The organism is Olivibacter sp. 47 (assembly GCF_030372825.1).
Taxonomy (GTDB): Bacteria; Bacteroidota; Bacteroidia; order Sphingobacteriales; family Sphingobacteriaceae; genus Olivibacter; species Olivibacter oleidegradans.
In genome coordinates, this window is sequence record NZ_JAUCNR010000001.1 from 5,557,998 (window position 1) to 5,574,028 (window position 16,031).

Genomic DNA, 16,031 nt, shown 5'->3' on the forward strand with positions numbered 1-16,031 from the left:
TTTTAATTTTTATTTTTTAATCTAAAAAAACGATGATTCAACTGAGCAATATTTTCAAGTGGTATAATGTGGGCGGCAACCGTTCATTTGTGTTAAAAGATATCAATCTTACTATCAGTGAAGGTGAGTTTGTATCGATTATGGGGCCTTCCGGTTCAGGAAAGTCTACCTTATTACACGTTTTGGGGCTCCTGGATGAACCGGATGAAGGCAGCTATCAATTCCTTGGACAAGAAGTGCTACGATTAAAGGAGAAACAACGCTCCGCACTTTACAAAGAGCATATTGGCTTTGTATTTCAAGCCTACCATTTGATTGACGAGCTAACTGTTTATGAGAATATCGAAACACCGCTCATTTATAAAAACCTAAAGGGTAGCGAGCGCAAAGCAATCGTGGCAGACCTAATAGACCGATTTGGAATCGTCGGCAAGAAAGATCTCTTCCCTTCTCAATTATCAGGCGGACAACAGCAACTCGTTGGCATTGCCCGTGCACTCGCTACTACCCCTAAATTATTATTGGCCGATGAACCAACCGGCAACCTAAATTCCAAGCAAGGAGAAGAAATTATGGATTTATTTAAGCAGCTGAACGAAGAAGATGGTGTAACGATCATACAGGTTACACACTCAGAGAAAAACGCCGAGTACGGCAATCGAATTATCGAGCTTTTGGATGGCCAGATTGTGAAATAATGCTAATACCGCTCCAGTAAATCTGCATAGGCTTTCAACGCATGGTGCACAAAAACATTTTTCCCCGTGTCCGGATATACCTTATAATACGTTGAGTCGGGCTGGAGAACAATAGGGACTCCAGCTCGCATATAATTCATCGTTTCCGCATAAGCGGGCTCTTTCAATTGTGGTAATGTTTTCTGAGTTTGTTTAAAAAGTGTTTTGCCTAAGTACTTCTCAAAATTCCGTCTAGATTTCTTACTTGATTTATCGAGCTTGTTAAAGGCGTGCTTAAGATACCATCGAACGTAGAAAGGCTTCTGTTTTTTTAATCCCTGATCAATGTTTTGAAAGGGATTTAGCCGATTAAAATCTGCCAAGGTTTGTAGTGAGAAAGGCGTTTCAGGAACCCAATCCAATGCATTTACGATGGTGAATCCCCAACCACCCCTTGTAATGAAATCATAATCATATGCATAGTATAGATTCCCCGGTTTAGGAGCCGCACTGCAATAGGTTTTGATAAGTAAATCCGCAGGTAATTGCTTCTCTTCCCGTTGATATCGAAGGTAAGACGTGAGCAAAAAGGCCAACGCCCCACCTTGACTATGTCCCATAATCAATAGCTGTTTCGTTCCTTTTTGATATTGTTCCTTAATCTGATGTACGATATCAGGTGCCATGGAAGCGATTCCGATGGTCCAACCGGCATGAACTGCCGCCTTCGGATCCTTCGAAAAAACGTAATCAAATTGGGTGCTATCATTCAATTGCAATACGCCTTTCGCGGGTACCATTGCTGAATAAAAATTTTCTAACCAGCTTACGGGGTCATTAATCGTTCCTCGGATAGAAACTGCCATTATTTGTTTATCACGACTGAGCCAAAGGTCCCATCGATTCTTTAAGCCCGCCTCTTTTGATCGATAAATGCGCTCATAATTCATAGGAGGCTCCAAATAATTGGGCCCCGGTTTAAGTGTATCGCCTTGTGAAGAAGAAATCTTTAGTAAAGTAAGATACTCTTGTTTATCAAACCCAGGCTTTAAGCTTTGCGCACGGAGGAGTCCAATATGTACGTTCAGTAGAAGCCAAATGGCAATAAAATATCGCTTCATATCTTGTTTTCTCTTTATGGAAACGCTACTAAATCTATAAAGTTTTATTCGCTTTTGTTTATCTTGCGGAAAAAATTACGTATTCCTAAAACATCCGAGGTCCAACCATCACTATGAGGAAATTATTGAAAAGTCTGTATTTTCAGGTTATTATAGCGATCATTATTGGTGTATTAATTGGTCATTATTATCCAAAAGTAGGCGAATCACTTAAACCGCTCGGAGATGGCTTCATCAAGCTCGTAAAGATGATTATTGCGCCGCTCATTTTCTGTACGGTGGTATTGGGCATTGCCGGCATGCAGAACGTGAAGAAGGTAGGGAAAGTGGGACTAACGGCCATTATTTATTTCGAGGTAATGACCAGCATTGCGTTGCTTTTGGGGATGGCGATCGTAAACATTTTACAACCCGGTACTGGGATGAACATTGATCCCGCGTCCTTGGATACTTCCTCGGTAGAAAGCTATATCACGGAAAGCAAACACCAGGATAGTCTTAAGGATTTTTTGTTGCATATCATACCGGATAATGTCATTGGTGCTCTTGCCCAAGGAGATTTGCTGCAGGTGCTCTTTTTCGCAATCTTGCTTGGTTTTGGCTTATCGAAAATCGGAAAAGCAGCAGAACCGGTGATGACCGTTTTGCAATCCTTTCTGAACGGAATATTTGCCGTGATTAAGATCATTATGCGTGCGGCACCTATAGGCGCTTTGGGAGCAATGGGTTTTACTATTGGTAAATACGGCTTGAACTCCTTAACGCAGCTAGGCATGCTTATGCTCTGCTTTTATCTTACTTGTCTTATTTTTATCTTTCTGATTATCGGAGCAGTCCTTTACTTTAACGGCTTTAGCGTTTGGAAAGTCTTAAAATACATTAAAGAAGAGTTATTGATTGTTTTGGGGACCTCCTCTTCTGAGTCTGCGCTACCCGGCATTATGCAGAAATTAGAGCGGGCAGGCTGTTCAAAACCCGTTGTGGGCTTGGTTATTCCAACAGGCTATTCCTTTAATTTAGACGGTACCTCAATATACTTAACCATGGCAGCAATTTTCATTGCGCAGGCACTTAATATGCACATGAACTTCAATCAACAATTAACCCTTTTATTGGTTCTTTTACTCACTTCAAAAGGGGCCGCCGGTGTAACGGGCAGCGGATTTATCATCCTAGCCGCAACGCTTCCAATGGTTGGTCATGTTCCCGTCGAGTCCGTTGCGCTGGTTTTTGGGATCGATCGTTTTATGAGCGAAGCCAGAGCGCTAACCAATATTATAGGCAACACGGCGGCAACGCTCGTTATTGCAAAATGGGAAAAAGAAATTGATCTTGAGCAAGCAGTAGAGATACAACGATAGGGTGTCCAGCCATCAGCACTGTCCGAAAACGGACACCCAATGCCCGTTTCCGAACGTAAAGCATCATCCCGCTTTTAATAACAGCTTGTAAATAAAACAGATAAGTTTTTGGCTTATCCTGTGTATTCTTTTGGCATAAGAAATTTTGCATGAACACACTTAAAAGAGCGATATTATTTTTTCTATATATACTCCCGTTAATTACGCATGGTCAAGACTCGGTTAAAACACACTACAATCTAGAAGAATGTATCGCACTGGCGCTCAAAAACAATGCGGAGGCACAGAAAAGTGCTAACAGCAGCCAAGCTGCTTCATTAGATTTGAAACAAGCTAAAGCGGCCTTATTGCCTACGCTCAGTGGAAGCTTCGATCACAATATTAACACAGGTTTTTCAACAGACCCCATAACAAACGCGATTGTTTCTGAAAATATAACATCGGGAAATCAGCGGCTGAATACAAACATGGTTTTATTCAACGGCCTCAATTTGCTTAGAACCATTCGACAACAGGCCTTCGCTTATAAAGCTACCCAAATGGATGAGCAGCGGATAAAAGATAACCTAACGATGGACGTGATCCTCGCGTACTTGCAGGTCATTACAGCAAAAGATGCGCTGGAGCAGTATAAACAACAACGAGATGTCACCAAAAAACAACTGGAACGTTTAGCCATTCTAAATAGGGACGGAGCAGTTGCTCCGGGAGAATATTATGATGTAAAGGGACAGTTTTCCGGTGATCAAATTACAGTATTAACTGGTGAAAATACGCTTAGAACAAATGTAATCGTGCTGACACGCTTATTAAATATCCCTTATAGCCAAGCGCTTTCATTTGAACCGATTAATCAACTACCTGATGTTTCCAGTGCGTCATTAAGTCAAGAGGCCCTTTATGAAAGAGCCGCTGCTTCACTTGGAACTTTAAAGGCGGCCCAATTCTGGAAAGAGAGCGCTGAATATCAACTGAAAGCGACTCGTTCTTTATATTTTCCAACATTATCCCTCGGGGCCAACCTAACTAGTCGATACTCAAACGCTGACGAAAACAGAGGGACCTACATGGATCAAATTCAGGACAATTTAGGAAAGGGCGCGGGATTGACCTTGAGCATCCCTATTCTAGATGGCTTTAGAAGAAGAATTAATGTCTCCAGGGCCAAACTTGAATTAAGAAACGCGGAGATTGATCTTGAGAACACAGAGAATAATTTACAACAGCAAACAGCACAGGTGTTGATCAATTTACAGACAGCCAAAGAAAAATACCTGGAAATCCGTGAGCAAGTAGAAGCTTACAAAGAGTCCTTCCGCGTGGCGGAAGTTCGTTTCGAAGCGGGGGACATTAATTCAGTTGAATTCCTTCTTCAAAAAACAAAATATGATCAAGCGAATATCAGTTTAGTGGTAGCTCAATATGAATGGCAACTGAGACAGCGTATTGCGAACTACTATAACGGTCAGCGCTAAGCAAGGATCAAGCAAAATCAGCTCATGCTATCAGGCTAAGCAAAAAAATTTATAAATTGCGGATGTTATGGGCAATATTGATTTTAGCTTTTTCAACATCCGCCTACTGGATGTAATTGATATCTTTTTGGTAGCTATCATCATCTATTACATTTATAACCTCATCAGGGGAACCATTGCGGTAAATATCCTGATCGGACTGTTCATTATCTATTTAGCCTATTTAGTGGTAAAGCAATCGCAAATGCGCTTGCTTACCGAAATATTTGGTGGCTTTATCAGTGTCGGTTCCATTGCATTAATTGTTGTGTTCCAGCAGGAAATAAGGCGATTTTTAATTCATATCGGAAAGAACATCAGCTTTAGACGAAATAAAAAACTTTGGTCACTTTTCCTGGGAAAGAAAGAGATCGAAAAAGACAATACCGCTCGATTAAAACCTATTATTGATGCTTGTAGGAGTATGTCTAAATCACGGACCGGTGCGCTGATCGTTTTCTCTAAATTTTTTGATGAGGAATACTATCAGAATAGCGGCGAATTTATAGATGCCGAAATTTCAAAACGCTTATTAGAAAGCATTTTTCAAAAAAACAGTCCACTACACGACGGAGCCCTGGTAATCGTGGATTTTAGAATCAAAACAGCCAGTTGTATCCTACCTTTATCCGATAGCGAAGACCTTCCGCTCCAATTTGGCCTGCGGCACCGCGCCGGTATTGGCGTTACCGAAATGAGTGATGCGGTTGCGGTTATTGTGTCTGAAGAAACGGGCGAGATTTCATATGCCAAACAAGGAAATGTTAATATGAATATTACGCATGACGAACTTGAACGTCTTTTAAATGAGGATGTGTAGCTTCGTCGCAGACCCGCCCTGTTAACAAAAAAAGCCCTCAAATTCTTTTGAGAGCCTACAAATAAGATAATTATTGGTTCTTAGCAGTACTCGTTGAAAGCAGCTACCAAGTTGTCTGCGATCATCTGCGCAGGTCTGCCTTCAATGTGATGCCTTTCAATCATATGCACTAATTTACCATCTTTGAATAAAGCCATTGATGGCGAGGACGGTGGATAAGGTAACATATAGTTCCTTGCCTTATCTACTGCATCTTTCTCCATGCCCGCAAAAACGGTTACTATCTTCGCAGGTTTCTTCTCGTTTTGAATAGCAGCCTTAGCTGCCGGACGAGCATTTGCTGCCGCACAGCCACATACTGAATTTACGACAACAAAAACAGTTCCCTCACTATTAATCGCCGCATCAACTTCTTCAGGCGTTTTAAGTTCCTCAAAGCCTACAGCAGTCAACTCTTTGCGCATAGGCTCAACCAAATATTCTGGATACATCTTTTCCTTTTTTATGTTTATATAATAAAGCAAAGATACTAGATATGAACCGGATGGGCAATACAGCTATTTCAACATAATGTCAGATTATATACTCGGGGACAAGCAGGTAGTTACTTCTCCGAATCTATCTTTTTCTGATCTGACCTTGCTTTAAATTCTGCTTCTACTTTTGCCTGGAATGCTTCAGAACGCCGTGCTAATGCAGCTGCTTTTTTTGCAAGCGCTTCCTGCTTTGCTTTAAATTCAGGTGTTTCAAATTGCTTTTGAAAAACTTCAGCCCGCTTGCTTAAATCGTTCGACCTCTTTTCGAGGGCTTCTCTTTTTGCCTTTACTTCGGGGCCATTCATTTTCTCTTCAATTTGTTTAGAAAGGTCTTCCAGTTTCCTGCTCTTCTCTTCCATTTCCTTTTCTTTCTGCTTCCACTCATTTGATTTAAAATAGGTGGAATCGTGGCCCCCTATCGCACGAAGCCCCATCTCTTGTGCTTGTTCTTGTACATCTTTCATAGCTGCTTTCCACTCTGGAGAGTTAAAAAGCTCGGTCGTGCTCAGCTGCGCTAGTTCCGCTGCATTTTGGCTCAGCTCTTTTTGAAAAGTCATCCATTCGGGCGTCTCAAATTGCTTCGCTACTACTTCCCCTATTTCTTTGCCATTAGCTTCAATCTCTCGCTGCAAGGTTTTCCACTCAGGAGAAGAGAATAACTTTACCACACTTTCAGTTACTTTTAATTCGTCCAAGGTATCTGGTTTCGATGGGGGTGCCAAGGGTGCTGTCGGTGCAAGAGGCGCTAAGGGAGGAAGAGGCTCCAATGTTTCCGCAGAAGGACGACGAGGAATAATGGGCAAAGGCGGTGCAGGACGATCTGCTTCTGCCAATACAGGAGGTTTAGGCGGATGCGGTACAGTGTCATTAGCGGGACTGACCCAAGCCAAGCCTAAGGCTCCTGCAATTAAAAGTGCCATTGCGCTCAATTTATGGCGTGTATTTAATGTTGTAGTTTTCATAATGGTTATTCTTTTAATTCGTTGAAGAAGATGTTCTTTATTGTTAAAGGCCCCTAAAGCTAGAGACGGTGAATTTTTCGTGCGAGCACTTTCAAGAGATAGCAAGGCATAAGCATATACCATAGCATCTCCTCCGTAATTAAGCACTTCGTCATCGCAGGTATATTCTCTCTCCTTTTCGAGCATTCTACATAATATTCGTACAAAAGGATTAAAGAACAAAATTGCTTCAACCAAACATTTTAACATGTTAAGCACATAATCATTTCTACGGATATGACTAAGCTCATGAATGAGTATGGTTTCTACTTGTTTAAGGTCAAGAGCTGATAATGCCGCTATTGGAAATAAAATAAGGGGCTTGAAATATCCAATAACTGTTGGAATCTCTACCTTTGCGGAAAGGTAAAAACCAACCTTTTTCCGTATACCCATCGTTTCATTGAGGCGGGTAAATATCCTTTCCCAAGGTTCCGGGACACCCCCTTTCTCTGCCCTTCTTAATTGGATAATCCCCAAGTACCCAACCATTAAAACCGTGAATTGTATACACACCCCTAGTATATAGAAAAGGCTCATATACGGAAAGTAGCGTTCTAATATCAATAAACTATCGCTATTTCCATTGGCCACCGAAACAGCGATTCCTTCTAATGAAACCGGGAGCTGCGTCTTACCAATTGCTGTAGAGCCGGGCAGGTAACTGATGAAGGTTCCAATGAAAGCAAACAGCAATACACCTAAAAAGGTAAATAAGAGATTTACTTTTTCCTTTGCTGATAAATAAAAAACAGACACCAACACATAGGCCATCCCCGCTAATAAGGCGCCTTGCCACAACGAGTGCAGCAGACTCCAACCAAGTGCGTAAATTAAGGGTGCTAAGTTCATTTTCTTTATTTTTTATTTTCCAAATCGTTTAACAACTGCCGTATTTTCGCTAACTCGGAATTGCTCGCACGATGGTTTCCAAGCGCCTGCATAACCAAACGTGTTGCAGAGCCATCAAATAAATCCTTTATAAATTTATTGACCAACTGTTGTTCCGCAACATCCCTGCTTACCGCAGCCCGATAAACGTGAGTCTTATTACTTTCATCGCGTGCCACCAGTCCTTTCGTATGCATAATTTGCATAAATTTTAAAATAGTGGTATATCCGACATCTTTATCGGAAGCAAATTGTTCATGCACCTGCCTAACGGTACAATCGCCCCGCTCCCACAGAATCTTTAAGATTTCCAATTCACTTTCCGTTGGTTTTATCGTTTTCATTAGCCTCCTGGTTTTCGCTCGCAATCGTTGTCTATAATATATACCTTATCATTACGAAGTATTTCGTAGGTAAATATACGAAGAGTTTCGTATATCCAAAATTATTTAGGATATTTTAACAGATTGCGCTCACTTTTCCTGTCGTCTTGATGCGTACCTTTATTTTGATAGCCACAAAGCGTATATGTAATATTACCTATTGCCAACACAATTCCTCCTAAATAGTTAGTAACTTTGCAGAATATTAAACATAGAAATGCATGCTCCATAAAGGAGTTTTGTCAGATCATTAACAATTTATATCAATAAACTATGTCATCAGTAGAGACAACGTATGTGCCCTATAAGGTTAAAGATATTAGCTTAGCAGCATGGGGGCGTAAAGAAATCGAATTAGCAGAAGCCGAAATGCCCGGTTTAATGGCTCTGCGTGAAGAATACGGAGCATCAAAACCTTTAGCGGGCGCTCGTATCGCCGGTTGTTTACACATGACGATCCAGACCGCTGTTTTAATCGAAACGCTAGTTGCTTTAGGAGCGGAAGTCAGTTGGTCATCCTGCAATATCTTTTCCACACAAGATCATGCCGCCGCCGCTATTGCTGCCGCAGGTATTTCAGTATATGCATGGAAAGGCTTAACGGCCGAAGAGTTCGATTGGTGTATTGAGCAAACGTTGTTCTTTGGTGAAGAGCGAAAACCGCTCAATATGATATTGGACGATGGTGGGGATCTTACCAATATGGTATTCGATAAATACCCGGAATTAATCAAAGGTATCAGAGGTTTATCGGAAGAAACGACTACCGGGGTACATCGCTTATACGAGCGCATGAAAAAGGGAACGCTTCATTTACCGGCTATCAATGTGAATGATTCGGTGACCAAATCGAAATTCGACAATAAATATGGATGTCGTGAATCTTTAGTTGACGCAATCCGGAGAGCTACTGACTTGATGTTGGCAGGAAAAGTCGCTGTTGTTGCTGGCTATGGTGATGTGGGCAAGGGATCTGCAGAATCATTGAGCAGCGCAGGTGTACGGGTTATTGTAACTGAAATAGATCCAATCTGTGCTTTGCAGGCCGCAATGGAAGGTTATGAAGTAAAAAAATTCGCGAACGCCGTTAAAGAGGCGGATATTATTGTTACTACCACCGGTAATAAAGATATTGTTCGCGCAGAACACTTTCCGCTAATGAAGGATAAAGCAGTTGTATGTAATATCGGACATTTTGATAACGAAATTGATGTTGCTTGGTTAAATAAGAACTATGGTCACACCAAGATCGAAATAAAGCCACAGGTTGATAAATATACGATTGACGGAAAAGACATTATTCTCTTGGCAGAGGGCAGATTGGTTAACTTAGGTTGCGCAACGGGCCATCCTTCGTTTGTGATGAGTAACTCATTCACCAATCAAACGCTCGCACAAATTGAACTGTGGGCGAATACGGCTCAATATGAAAACAAGGTTTACACCTTGCCCAAACATTTGGATGAAAAAGTTGCCCGCCTACATTTAGCTAAAATCGGTGTAGAGTTGGATGAACTTAACGAAGAACAGGCCGCCTATATCGGTGTATCGGTGGAAGGTCCCTATAAGCCAGATCATTATAGATATTAAGTAAAAAAGGAGCTGAGCTCCTTTTTTACTTTTCTCCTTTTAGTATATCATAAACATTTGCCAAGTAGGCAGATTCCGTTAATACTTCTTTTATATCTTCCCACTCGTCTTCTGTAAATGCTAGGCTAATTTCGTCTGCGGCAGAGTGCATCAGTAACCGATGTTCTCCATCAGGGAAACAGATCGAACGTTGTTGAAATACGTACTTTTTGATGTGCGCCAAAAATAAATAAAACTCCTGCTGTTTAAAATTCAACAGAATGTTGTTATGCCAAATAAAAAACATACCACATTCGGTACACTGACTAACCGTTGTTCTGTTTGATTGACATAATATTCTCGTATTACACATATATTTGGCTTATTGTGCCTGCTTTAGCCATGCCTTAAGCATGGCTAAACAGGACTTTTCGAAATATTCAAACTGTTCTCGTTCTTTTGAATACACAAATATATGTTTATTTTTAATCATTCTAAATAACAATTAGCTTGTGACATTGAGATTACAAATCCGGGCTGTAGAAGTAGAAGAGCGTTTTAGCTCGTAGCCTTGTATTTGAAAGCAACATTCTCTATGTTTGTCTAATAGTCTATTATATCATGACAAAGCTTTCAGTTAATATAAATAAAGTAGCTACCTTGCGGAACAGCCGTGGGGGCAACAATCCCAATGTACTACAAGTAGCGCTGGATTGCGAAAAATTTGGTGCACAGGGAATCACCGTGCATCCTCGCCCCGACGAAAGGCATATACGCTATCAGGATGTTTATGATCTAAAGGCCGCTATTACAACAGAGTTTAATATTGAAGGAAATTGTAGGGAGAAAAAATTTGTTGACTTGGTACTTGCCAATAAGCCAACCCAGGTAACACTCGTTCCTGACGAACAGGGACAAATAACCTCTAATCACGGATGGGATACTATAGCCAATCAATCTTACCTGAAAGAGATGTCAGCACTCTTTAAAGACGCTGGGATACGGGTTTCGATCTTTGTAGATCCGGATCCCAAAATGGTAGAAGCAGCAGCGAGTACCGGTACAGACCGTATTGAATTATATACAGAAGCTTACGCTACCAATTATTACAAAAATCCCGCGGAGGCCGTTCAACCTTATGCGGAGGCAGCGAAGCTCGCACATGAATTGGGTTTAGGACTAAATGCCGGGCATGACCTCGATTTGCATAATCTGCAATACTTTCGCAGCCAAATTCCGCACCTCTTGGAAGTAAGCATCGGACATGCTCTTATAGCAGATGCGCTCTATCTAGGTTTGGAAGAAACCATTAAGCGCTATAGAGCCCAATTGAGCTAGAAAGGTATAAGGCAGAAGGTTTAAGGAAATACCCTACGCCGTAAAGCCTTATACCTTACCACCTTTCTTAGTATTGTTCCAAGGCAGAGAAAAAGAAACTTCCCTCAATAGCTGCATTTTCATCTGAATCAGATCCATGTACCGCATTTGCCTCGATGGATTTAGCATATTTATTTCGAATGGTTCCGGCCTCCGCTTTACTTGGATCAGTTGCACCAATCAATTTCCGAAAATCTTCCACGGCATTCTCTTTCTCCAAAATAGCTGCTACGATGGGCCCGGAACTCATAAAAGCCACCAAATCTTTGTAAAAAGGGCGTTCTTTATGTACGGCATAAAAAGCGCCTGCAGTTCCACCTGTTAAGTGCGTATACTTCATTGCAACAATCTTGAACCCTGCTTCGACAATGTCGTTTAAAATTGCCCCGATATAGCCATTGTTAACTGCATCGGGTTTGATCATGGTAAAAGTTCTATTAGTAGCCATCTATTTAAATTCTAATTTTTGCAAAAATAAGCTTTTATGTCCACTTTGTTTCCTTATTTCAAATATTGTCCATATATATGTAAGTACGAATTTTTCTTTTGAATATCTAAGAAAAAAATTAATAGCTTTGCAATCTTTAAAACACTGCATGTTAACGATTACCACGCTGAAACAAATATTAGCCGAACCCAAAAGTATAGTTATAACAACTCACTATAAGCCTGATGGAGACGCTTTAGGATCGTCTTTGGCTATGTTGTTGTGGCTAAAAGCCCATGGACATCAAGCGCGCCTAATTGTACCATCAGATTATCCATCCTTCTTAGCATGGATGCCCCACCAGGAAGAGGCAATCATTTATACAGAAAACAAAGCACTCGCAGATAAGCTGATCGCAGCGTCTGATTTAATTTTTTGCTTGGATTTTAACGGTCTTGCGCGTACACATGACATGCAGCCTATTTTAAGTACAAGCCAGGCCACAAAAGTGATGATTGATCATCATTTGGATCCGGAAGGCTTTGACCAATTCAGACATTGGAACCCCGAATCAGCCGCAACGGCTTACCTAGTATATGATTTTATTGTTAATCTGCTGGATGACCGATCGTCGATCACACCGGAAATTGCAACTTGCTTGTATACCGGTATTATGACTGATACAGGTTCCTTTCGTTTCCAATCTACTACCGTAGAAGTGCACTTGGCGATAGCCGACCTGATTTCTTTGGGCGCAAAGAACGCCGAAATACATGAGCGGGTATACAATAGCTCTTCAGAAAATAGATTGAAGTTTTTAGGCTTTTGTTTACTCAATCGCTTGGTGGTACTCCATGAATACAATACCGCCTATTTCGCCATAACAAAAGAGGATTTAACCCGTTTTAATATCGTCACAGGCGATACAGAGGGTTTGGTCAATTACGCCCTGTCCATTAGTGGCATAAAGCTCGCCGCCCTTATCATTGATCGTACCTATCAAATCAAATTATCCCTACGTTCTGTTGGGACCTTTCCTGCAAACGAAATTTGTGCTAAATATTTCAACGGTGGAGGGCATCGCAATGCGGCCGGCGGTCATGATGATCATCCTTTAGAGCGGGTGGTTGAAAAATTTAAAGCAGTTCTTCCCGCTTATAAGGAACAACTTATGGATAATTAACAATATGTACAGAACTATACAGAAAATTTAAAACAGTAAAAGAAAGCAAATAATGAAAAGAACATCCCTTATTTTAGGTTTGGCAGCTTTAACAGGATTGGGAGCTACGTCATGCCAAAGTTTCAAAGACGGTGCAGGTGGCATGCAATATAAAATTGTAAAAGAAGAGGGAAAAACTAAAATCAAAGAAGGTGATTTTATTTCCCTTGGTGCAGTAATCTCTACCGAAAACGACTCGGTTCTCAATAGCAGCTATGAAATGGAGCAACCTTTCTATTTGGCAGCACAGAAATCTATGTATCCCGGCGACATCTTCACGGCTTTATCCATGTTGGGAGAAGGAGACAGTGCCGTGTTCAGATTGAATATTGATACCATGGTAGCAAAAACGGGCCAACCTCGTCCTCCATTTAAAGGACAATACATTGTACATACGTTCAAGATCAACAAAGTCATCCCTAAAGGAACGCTTACAGACAGTGTCTTCAACCAGGAGGTAGAAAAATATATTGCCCAAGATCGCGAAAAAGCAAAGAACGCGGAAGCAGGAAAGATCGAAAACTATATTAAGAAAAACGATCTTGAAGTCAAGACGACAAGCTCAGGCCTCAAATACTCGATCGAAAAAGAAGGAACCGGTAACAAACCAAATGTAGGCGATACCGTTGTCGTACATTATACCGGTAAGTTTTTGGGCGGAAAGATCTTCGATTCAAGCGTTAAAGAGGACGCAAAAAAAGGAAACGTATACAATCAAATGCGCGAACCATACGATCCGATTCGTATTCCGATCGGTGTAGGAGCCGTTGTTCCGGGCTGGGATGAAGGATTAGCTTTATTATCTAAAGGTGCTAAAGCAACCTTGGTCTTGCCTTCAAAATTGGCTTATGGTGAGCATGGAAGCATGGGTATTCAACCTTACACGCCCCTGGCTTTCACCGTAGAAATTGTTGACATCGTTCCACAAAAAGCAAAACCGGCACCAACTGCCGCAGCACCGGACACACCCGCAACTGCTAAAAAATAATGATAAAGCCCGTCGCATTTCGATGGGCTTTTTTGTTTTTGTTCGGCTCATGACTGACCGTCTTTAAGTTTTTTTATATAAGTTTGCCCATATGCAACTTACCGACACCCATACGCATATTTACTATAATGAAGGAAGCGCATTAGAGGAACAGATCGTGCGTTGTAGGGAGAACAGCATTACCCGTTTATTTCTACCCAACGTGGATAATGAATCGATCGAAAAAGTTTTTCATGTAACAGATACGTACCCTGATATGTGTTATCCGATGTTGGGACTACATCCATGTAGTGTCAAGGATGACTTCAAGGAGGAGTTGGCTCTGATTGAAAAAGCACTATTAGCAAAATCAGTGGTAGCAATCGGTGAAATAGGCCTTGATCTTTATTGGGACAAATCAACACTTCCACAACAGCAAGAAGCTTTCCGAATACAGGTCGCTTGGGCAAAAGAACGTGGTCTCCCCATCGTTATTCATTGCCGTGAAGCCTTTGACGAGCAATTCGCTTTACTGGAGGAACTGAAGGACGACAAATTATTCGGGATCTTCCATTGCTTTACCGGCAGCTTGGAGCAGGCACAACATGCTATCTCCCTGGGCTTCTATTTAGGCATTGGGGGAGTTGTTACCTTTAAAAATGCGGGTCTCGATAAAGTAGTTGAACAGATAGACTTGAAGCATATCGTCCTCGAAACAGATGCGCCCTATTTGGCGCCCGTTCCCTTTCGCGGAAAACCAAATGAGAGTAGTTATCTTATCCACGTAGCACAGAAAGTTGCCGATTTACACGGCATAGCGATAGAGGAAGTAGCAAATATGACCACTCAAAACGCACTGCATGTTTTTGGAATGTAACTATTTCACTGCTACAAATAGGGTCTGATGGACGAGGAGAACCATACGCATTATATTGCATATACTTGTGTCCAAAGGAGCTCCAAAACGAATACTTGTGAAAAAAGACGATTTTATCTAAGTTTACAATGCCTTGAACCTGGGCAAAACGAGCTCTGTTAAGAGATGCAACGCTAATTTACATGAACAATATACTGATATTATACACTGGGGGAACAATAGGAATGGTTACTGATGAGACATCAGGAAGCTTTGTTCCTTTCAACTTCGAATTGATACATAAAAATGTACCTGAACTAAGTCGCCTAAACTATAACCTGTCTATTCACTCTTTTGATCCTATCATCGACTCGTCCAACATGCAACCGGCCATATGGGTGCAAATGGCGGAGCTTATTAAAGATAACTATGACTTATATGATGGCTTTGTAATCTTACATGGTTCGGATACGATGGCATTTTCTGCTTCCGCTTTAAGTTTTATGCTGGAAGGTTTGCAAAAACCGGTGATTTTTCGGGTTCTCAGTTACCTATCGGCGAAATTAGAACCGATGCCCGCGAAAATTTGATTACAGCGCTGGAAATCGCTTCAGCGAAAAAGCATGGACGCTCCCTAATACAAGAAGTTTGCATCTATTTTGATAGTAAATTGTTTCGCGGGAATCGCTCCTTTAAATATAATTCGGCGAAATTCGAAGCTTTCCGGTCGCCAAACTACCCGGTTTTAGTCGAGGCAGGCGTGCACTTGAAATACAATCGCCCTGCATTGATGAATAATACCGGTAAAGATTTTATATTACATACCAGGATAGACAATTCGATATCAGTCCTCAAGTTATATCCGGGTATCAGTAAAGAAGTTGTTAAGGCCGTGCTGGAATCCAATGCACGTTCCGTTATTATGGAAACCTTTGGCTCCGGCAATACCACAACGGCTACTTGGTTTCTGGATATGCTTAGAGCAGCTATTCGCGATGGGAAGAATATTGTTAATATTTCACAATGTAAGGTAGGTTCTGTTGAATTAGGCCGATATGAAACCAGTCAATGGCTAAAGGAAATGGGCGTACTCAGTGGTTTTGATATGACTTTCGAAGCGGCGGTAACCAAGCTAATGTACCTTCAGGGCGAGTTTGAAAGCCAAAGTGAAGTGGCTCGGTGGGTAGAAGTGAATATCAGAGGAGAATTGACAGACTAATTTATGCGTTGAGTAGAGAAATGGAGAAAATAGTTGAGTAGGGAAATTGTTAAAGGATTACTTAACGACTTAACTACTCAACTACTTAAC

The 16,031-nt window shown here is 41.3% G+C and carries 15 protein-coding genes and 1 pseudogene; 10 read left to right on the plus strand and 6 right to left on the minus strand.

Going from position 1 to position 16,031, the window contains the following annotated elements; translation table 11 throughout:
* Positions 1–32: 32 nt before the first annotated feature.
* Positions 33–698 carry an ABC transporter ATP-binding protein gene (locus tag QT327_RS24050; RefSeq protein ID WP_013664523.1) on the plus strand — a complete coding sequence of 222 codons (666 nt, stop codon included), beginning with the start codon at positions 33–35 and terminating at the stop codon, positions 696–698.
* A gap of 2 nt (positions 699–700) precedes the next feature.
* On the opposite strand, the gene QT327_RS24055 is transcribed toward QT327_RS24050, so the two are convergent.
* Positions 701–1,798 (minus strand): lipase family protein, encoded by a 1,098-nt coding sequence (locus QT327_RS24055; protein ID WP_130854681.1) that lies wholly within the window; start codon positions 1,796–1,798, stop codon positions 701–703.
* A gap of 113 nt (positions 1,799–1,911) precedes the next feature.
* On the opposite strand from QT327_RS24055, the gene QT327_RS24060 reads away from it, so the two are divergent.
* The 3 genes from QT327_RS24060 (at position 1,912) to cdaA (ending at position 5,493) form a co-directional block, all read left to right on the plus strand.
* Positions 1,912–3,159: a dicarboxylate/amino acid:cation symporter gene (locus tag QT327_RS24060; protein ID WP_013664524.1), complete on the plus strand. Its 1,248-nt coding sequence runs from the start codon at positions 1,912–1,914 to the stop codon at positions 3,157–3,159.
* Positions 3,160–3,308: 149 nt separating this feature from the next.
* Positions 3,309–4,634, plus strand: coding sequence for a TolC family protein (locus tag QT327_RS24065; RefSeq protein ID WP_130854680.1), 1,326 nt, complete (start codon positions 3,309–3,311; stop codon positions 4,632–4,634).
* A gap of 67 nt (positions 4,635–4,701) precedes the next feature.
* Complete coding sequence (gene cdaA, locus QT327_RS24070; RefSeq protein WP_165446905.1) at positions 4,702–5,493, plus strand: diadenylate cyclase CdaA; 792 nt, start codon at positions 4,702–4,704, stop codon at positions 5,491–5,493.
* Positions 5,494–5,573: 80 nt separating this feature from the next.
* On the opposite strand, the gene QT327_RS24075 is transcribed toward cdaA, so the two are convergent.
* The 3 genes from QT327_RS24075 to QT327_RS24085 all read right to left on the minus strand — a co-directional run bounded on the left by QT327_RS24075 (position 5,574) and on the right by QT327_RS24085 (position 8,265).
* A complete protein-coding gene (locus QT327_RS24075) occupies positions 5,574–5,984 on the minus strand; it encodes a BrxA/BrxB family bacilliredoxin (RefSeq protein WP_013664527.1) in 411 nt (136 codons plus the stop codon).
* Positions 5,985–6,097: 113 nt separating this feature from the next.
* A complete protein-coding gene (locus tag QT327_RS24080; RefSeq protein WP_130854679.1) occupies positions 6,098–7,882 on the minus strand; it encodes a M56 family metallopeptidase in 1,785 nt (594 codons plus the stop codon).
* A 5-nt stretch (positions 7,883–7,887) separates the two neighbouring features.
* A complete protein-coding gene (locus QT327_RS24085; RefSeq protein ID WP_013664529.1) occupies positions 7,888–8,265 on the minus strand; it encodes a BlaI/MecI/CopY family transcriptional regulator in 378 nt (125 codons plus the stop codon).
* A 312-nt stretch (positions 8,266–8,577) separates the two neighbouring features.
* Between QT327_RS24085 and ahcY the strand changes: the two genes are divergently transcribed.
* Positions 8,578–9,894: an adenosylhomocysteinase gene (ahcY, locus tag QT327_RS24090; RefSeq protein ID WP_130854678.1), complete on the plus strand. Its 1,317-nt coding sequence runs from the start codon at positions 8,578–8,580 to the stop codon at positions 9,892–9,894.
* 25 nt (positions 9,895–9,919) lie between these two features.
* On the opposite strand, the gene QT327_RS24095 is transcribed toward ahcY, so the two are convergent.
* Complete coding sequence (locus QT327_RS24095; RefSeq protein ID WP_354004799.1) at positions 9,920–10,246, minus strand: DUF6686 family protein; 327 nt, start codon at positions 10,244–10,246, stop codon at positions 9,920–9,922.
* 248 nt (positions 10,247–10,494) lie between these two features.
* Here QT327_RS24095 and QT327_RS24100 point away from each other — a divergent pair, with 248 nt between their 5' ends.
* A complete protein-coding gene (locus tag QT327_RS24100) occupies positions 10,495–11,211 on the plus strand; it encodes a pyridoxine 5'-phosphate synthase (RefSeq protein WP_013664533.1) in 717 nt (238 codons plus the stop codon).
* Between the two features lie 67 nt (positions 11,212–11,278).
* On the opposite strand, the gene QT327_RS24105 is transcribed toward QT327_RS24100, so the two are convergent.
* Entirely contained in the window at positions 11,279–11,698 is a 420-nt protein-coding gene (locus QT327_RS24105; protein WP_013664534.1) for a nucleoside-diphosphate kinase, read from the minus strand.
* A gap of 148 nt (positions 11,699–11,846) precedes the next feature.
* Here QT327_RS24105 and QT327_RS24110 point away from each other — a divergent pair, with 148 nt between their 5' ends.
* From QT327_RS24110 to QT327_RS24125, 4 genes and pseudogenes are all read left to right on the plus strand, one after another.
* Positions 11,847–12,860, plus strand: a complete 1,014-nt coding sequence (locus QT327_RS24110; RefSeq protein WP_130854676.1) for a DHH family phosphoesterase — start codon at positions 11,847–11,849, stop codon at positions 12,858–12,860.
* 52 nt (positions 12,861–12,912) lie between these two features.
* The gene (locus QT327_RS24115) at positions 12,913–13,887 is read left to right on the plus strand and encodes an FKBP-type peptidyl-prolyl cis-trans isomerase (RefSeq protein WP_130854675.1); all 975 of its coding nucleotides are present in this window, start codon (positions 12,913–12,915) and stop codon (positions 13,885–13,887) included.
* A 91-nt stretch (positions 13,888–13,978) separates the two neighbouring features.
* Positions 13,979–14,743: a TatD family hydrolase gene (locus QT327_RS24120; protein WP_130854674.1), complete on the plus strand. Its 765-nt coding sequence runs from the start codon at positions 13,979–13,981 to the stop codon at positions 14,741–14,743.
* 182 nt (positions 14,744–14,925) lie between these two features.
* Positions 14,926–15,941, plus strand: a pseudogene (locus tag QT327_RS24125) (asparaginase).
* Positions 15,942–16,031 lie beyond the last annotated feature (90 nt).

Bases quoted from the DNA above. Each gene is read 5' to 3' on its own strand.
- QT327_RS24075 (WP_013664527.1), bottom strand. From the start codon at position 5,984: ATGTATCCAGAATATTTGGTTGAGCCTATGCGCAAAGAGTTGACTGCT.
- QT327_RS24105 (WP_013664534.1), bottom strand. From the start codon at position 11,698: ATGGCTACTAATAGAACTTTTACCATGATCAAACCCGATGCAGTTAAC.
- QT327_RS24100 (WP_013664533.1), top strand. From the start codon at position 10,495: ATGACAAAGCTTTCAGTTAATATAAATAAAGTAGCTACCTTGCGGAAC.
- QT327_RS24095 (WP_354004799.1), bottom strand. From the start codon at position 10,246: ATGTGTAATACGAGAATATTATGTCAATCAAACAGAACAACGGTTAGT.
- QT327_RS24055 (WP_130854681.1), bottom strand. From the start codon at position 1,798: ATGAAGCGATATTTTATTGCCATTTGGCTTCTACTGAACGTACATATT.
- QT327_RS24065 (WP_130854680.1), top strand. From the start codon at position 3,309: ATGAACACACTTAAAAGAGCGATATTATTTTTTCTATATATACTCCCG.
- QT327_RS24085 (WP_013664529.1), bottom strand. From the start codon at position 8,265: ATGAAAACGATAAAACCAACGGAAAGTGAATTGGAAATCTTAAAGATT.
- QT327_RS24050 (WP_013664523.1), top strand. From the start codon at position 33: ATGATTCAACTGAGCAATATTTTCAAGTGGTATAATGTGGGCGGCAAC.
- QT327_RS24060 (WP_013664524.1), top strand. From the start codon at position 1,912: ATGAGGAAATTATTGAAAAGTCTGTATTTTCAGGTTATTATAGCGATC.
- QT327_RS24115 (WP_130854675.1), top strand. From the start codon at position 12,913: ATGAAAAGAACATCCCTTATTTTAGGTTTGGCAGCTTTAACAGGATTG.
- cdaA (WP_165446905.1), top strand. From the start codon at position 4,702: ATGGGCAATATTGATTTTAGCTTTTTCAACATCCGCCTACTGGATGTA.
- QT327_RS24080 (WP_130854679.1), bottom strand. From the start codon at position 7,882: ATGAACTTAGCACCCTTAATTTACGCACTTGGTTGGAGTCTGCTGCAC.
- QT327_RS24120 (WP_130854674.1), top strand. From the start codon at position 13,979: ATGCAACTTACCGACACCCATACGCATATTTACTATAATGAAGGAAGC.
- ahcY (WP_130854678.1), top strand. From the start codon at position 8,578: ATGTCATCAGTAGAGACAACGTATGTGCCCTATAAGGTTAAAGATATT.
- QT327_RS24110 (WP_130854676.1), top strand. From the start codon at position 11,847: ATGTTAACGATTACCACGCTGAAACAAATATTAGCCGAACCCAAAAGT.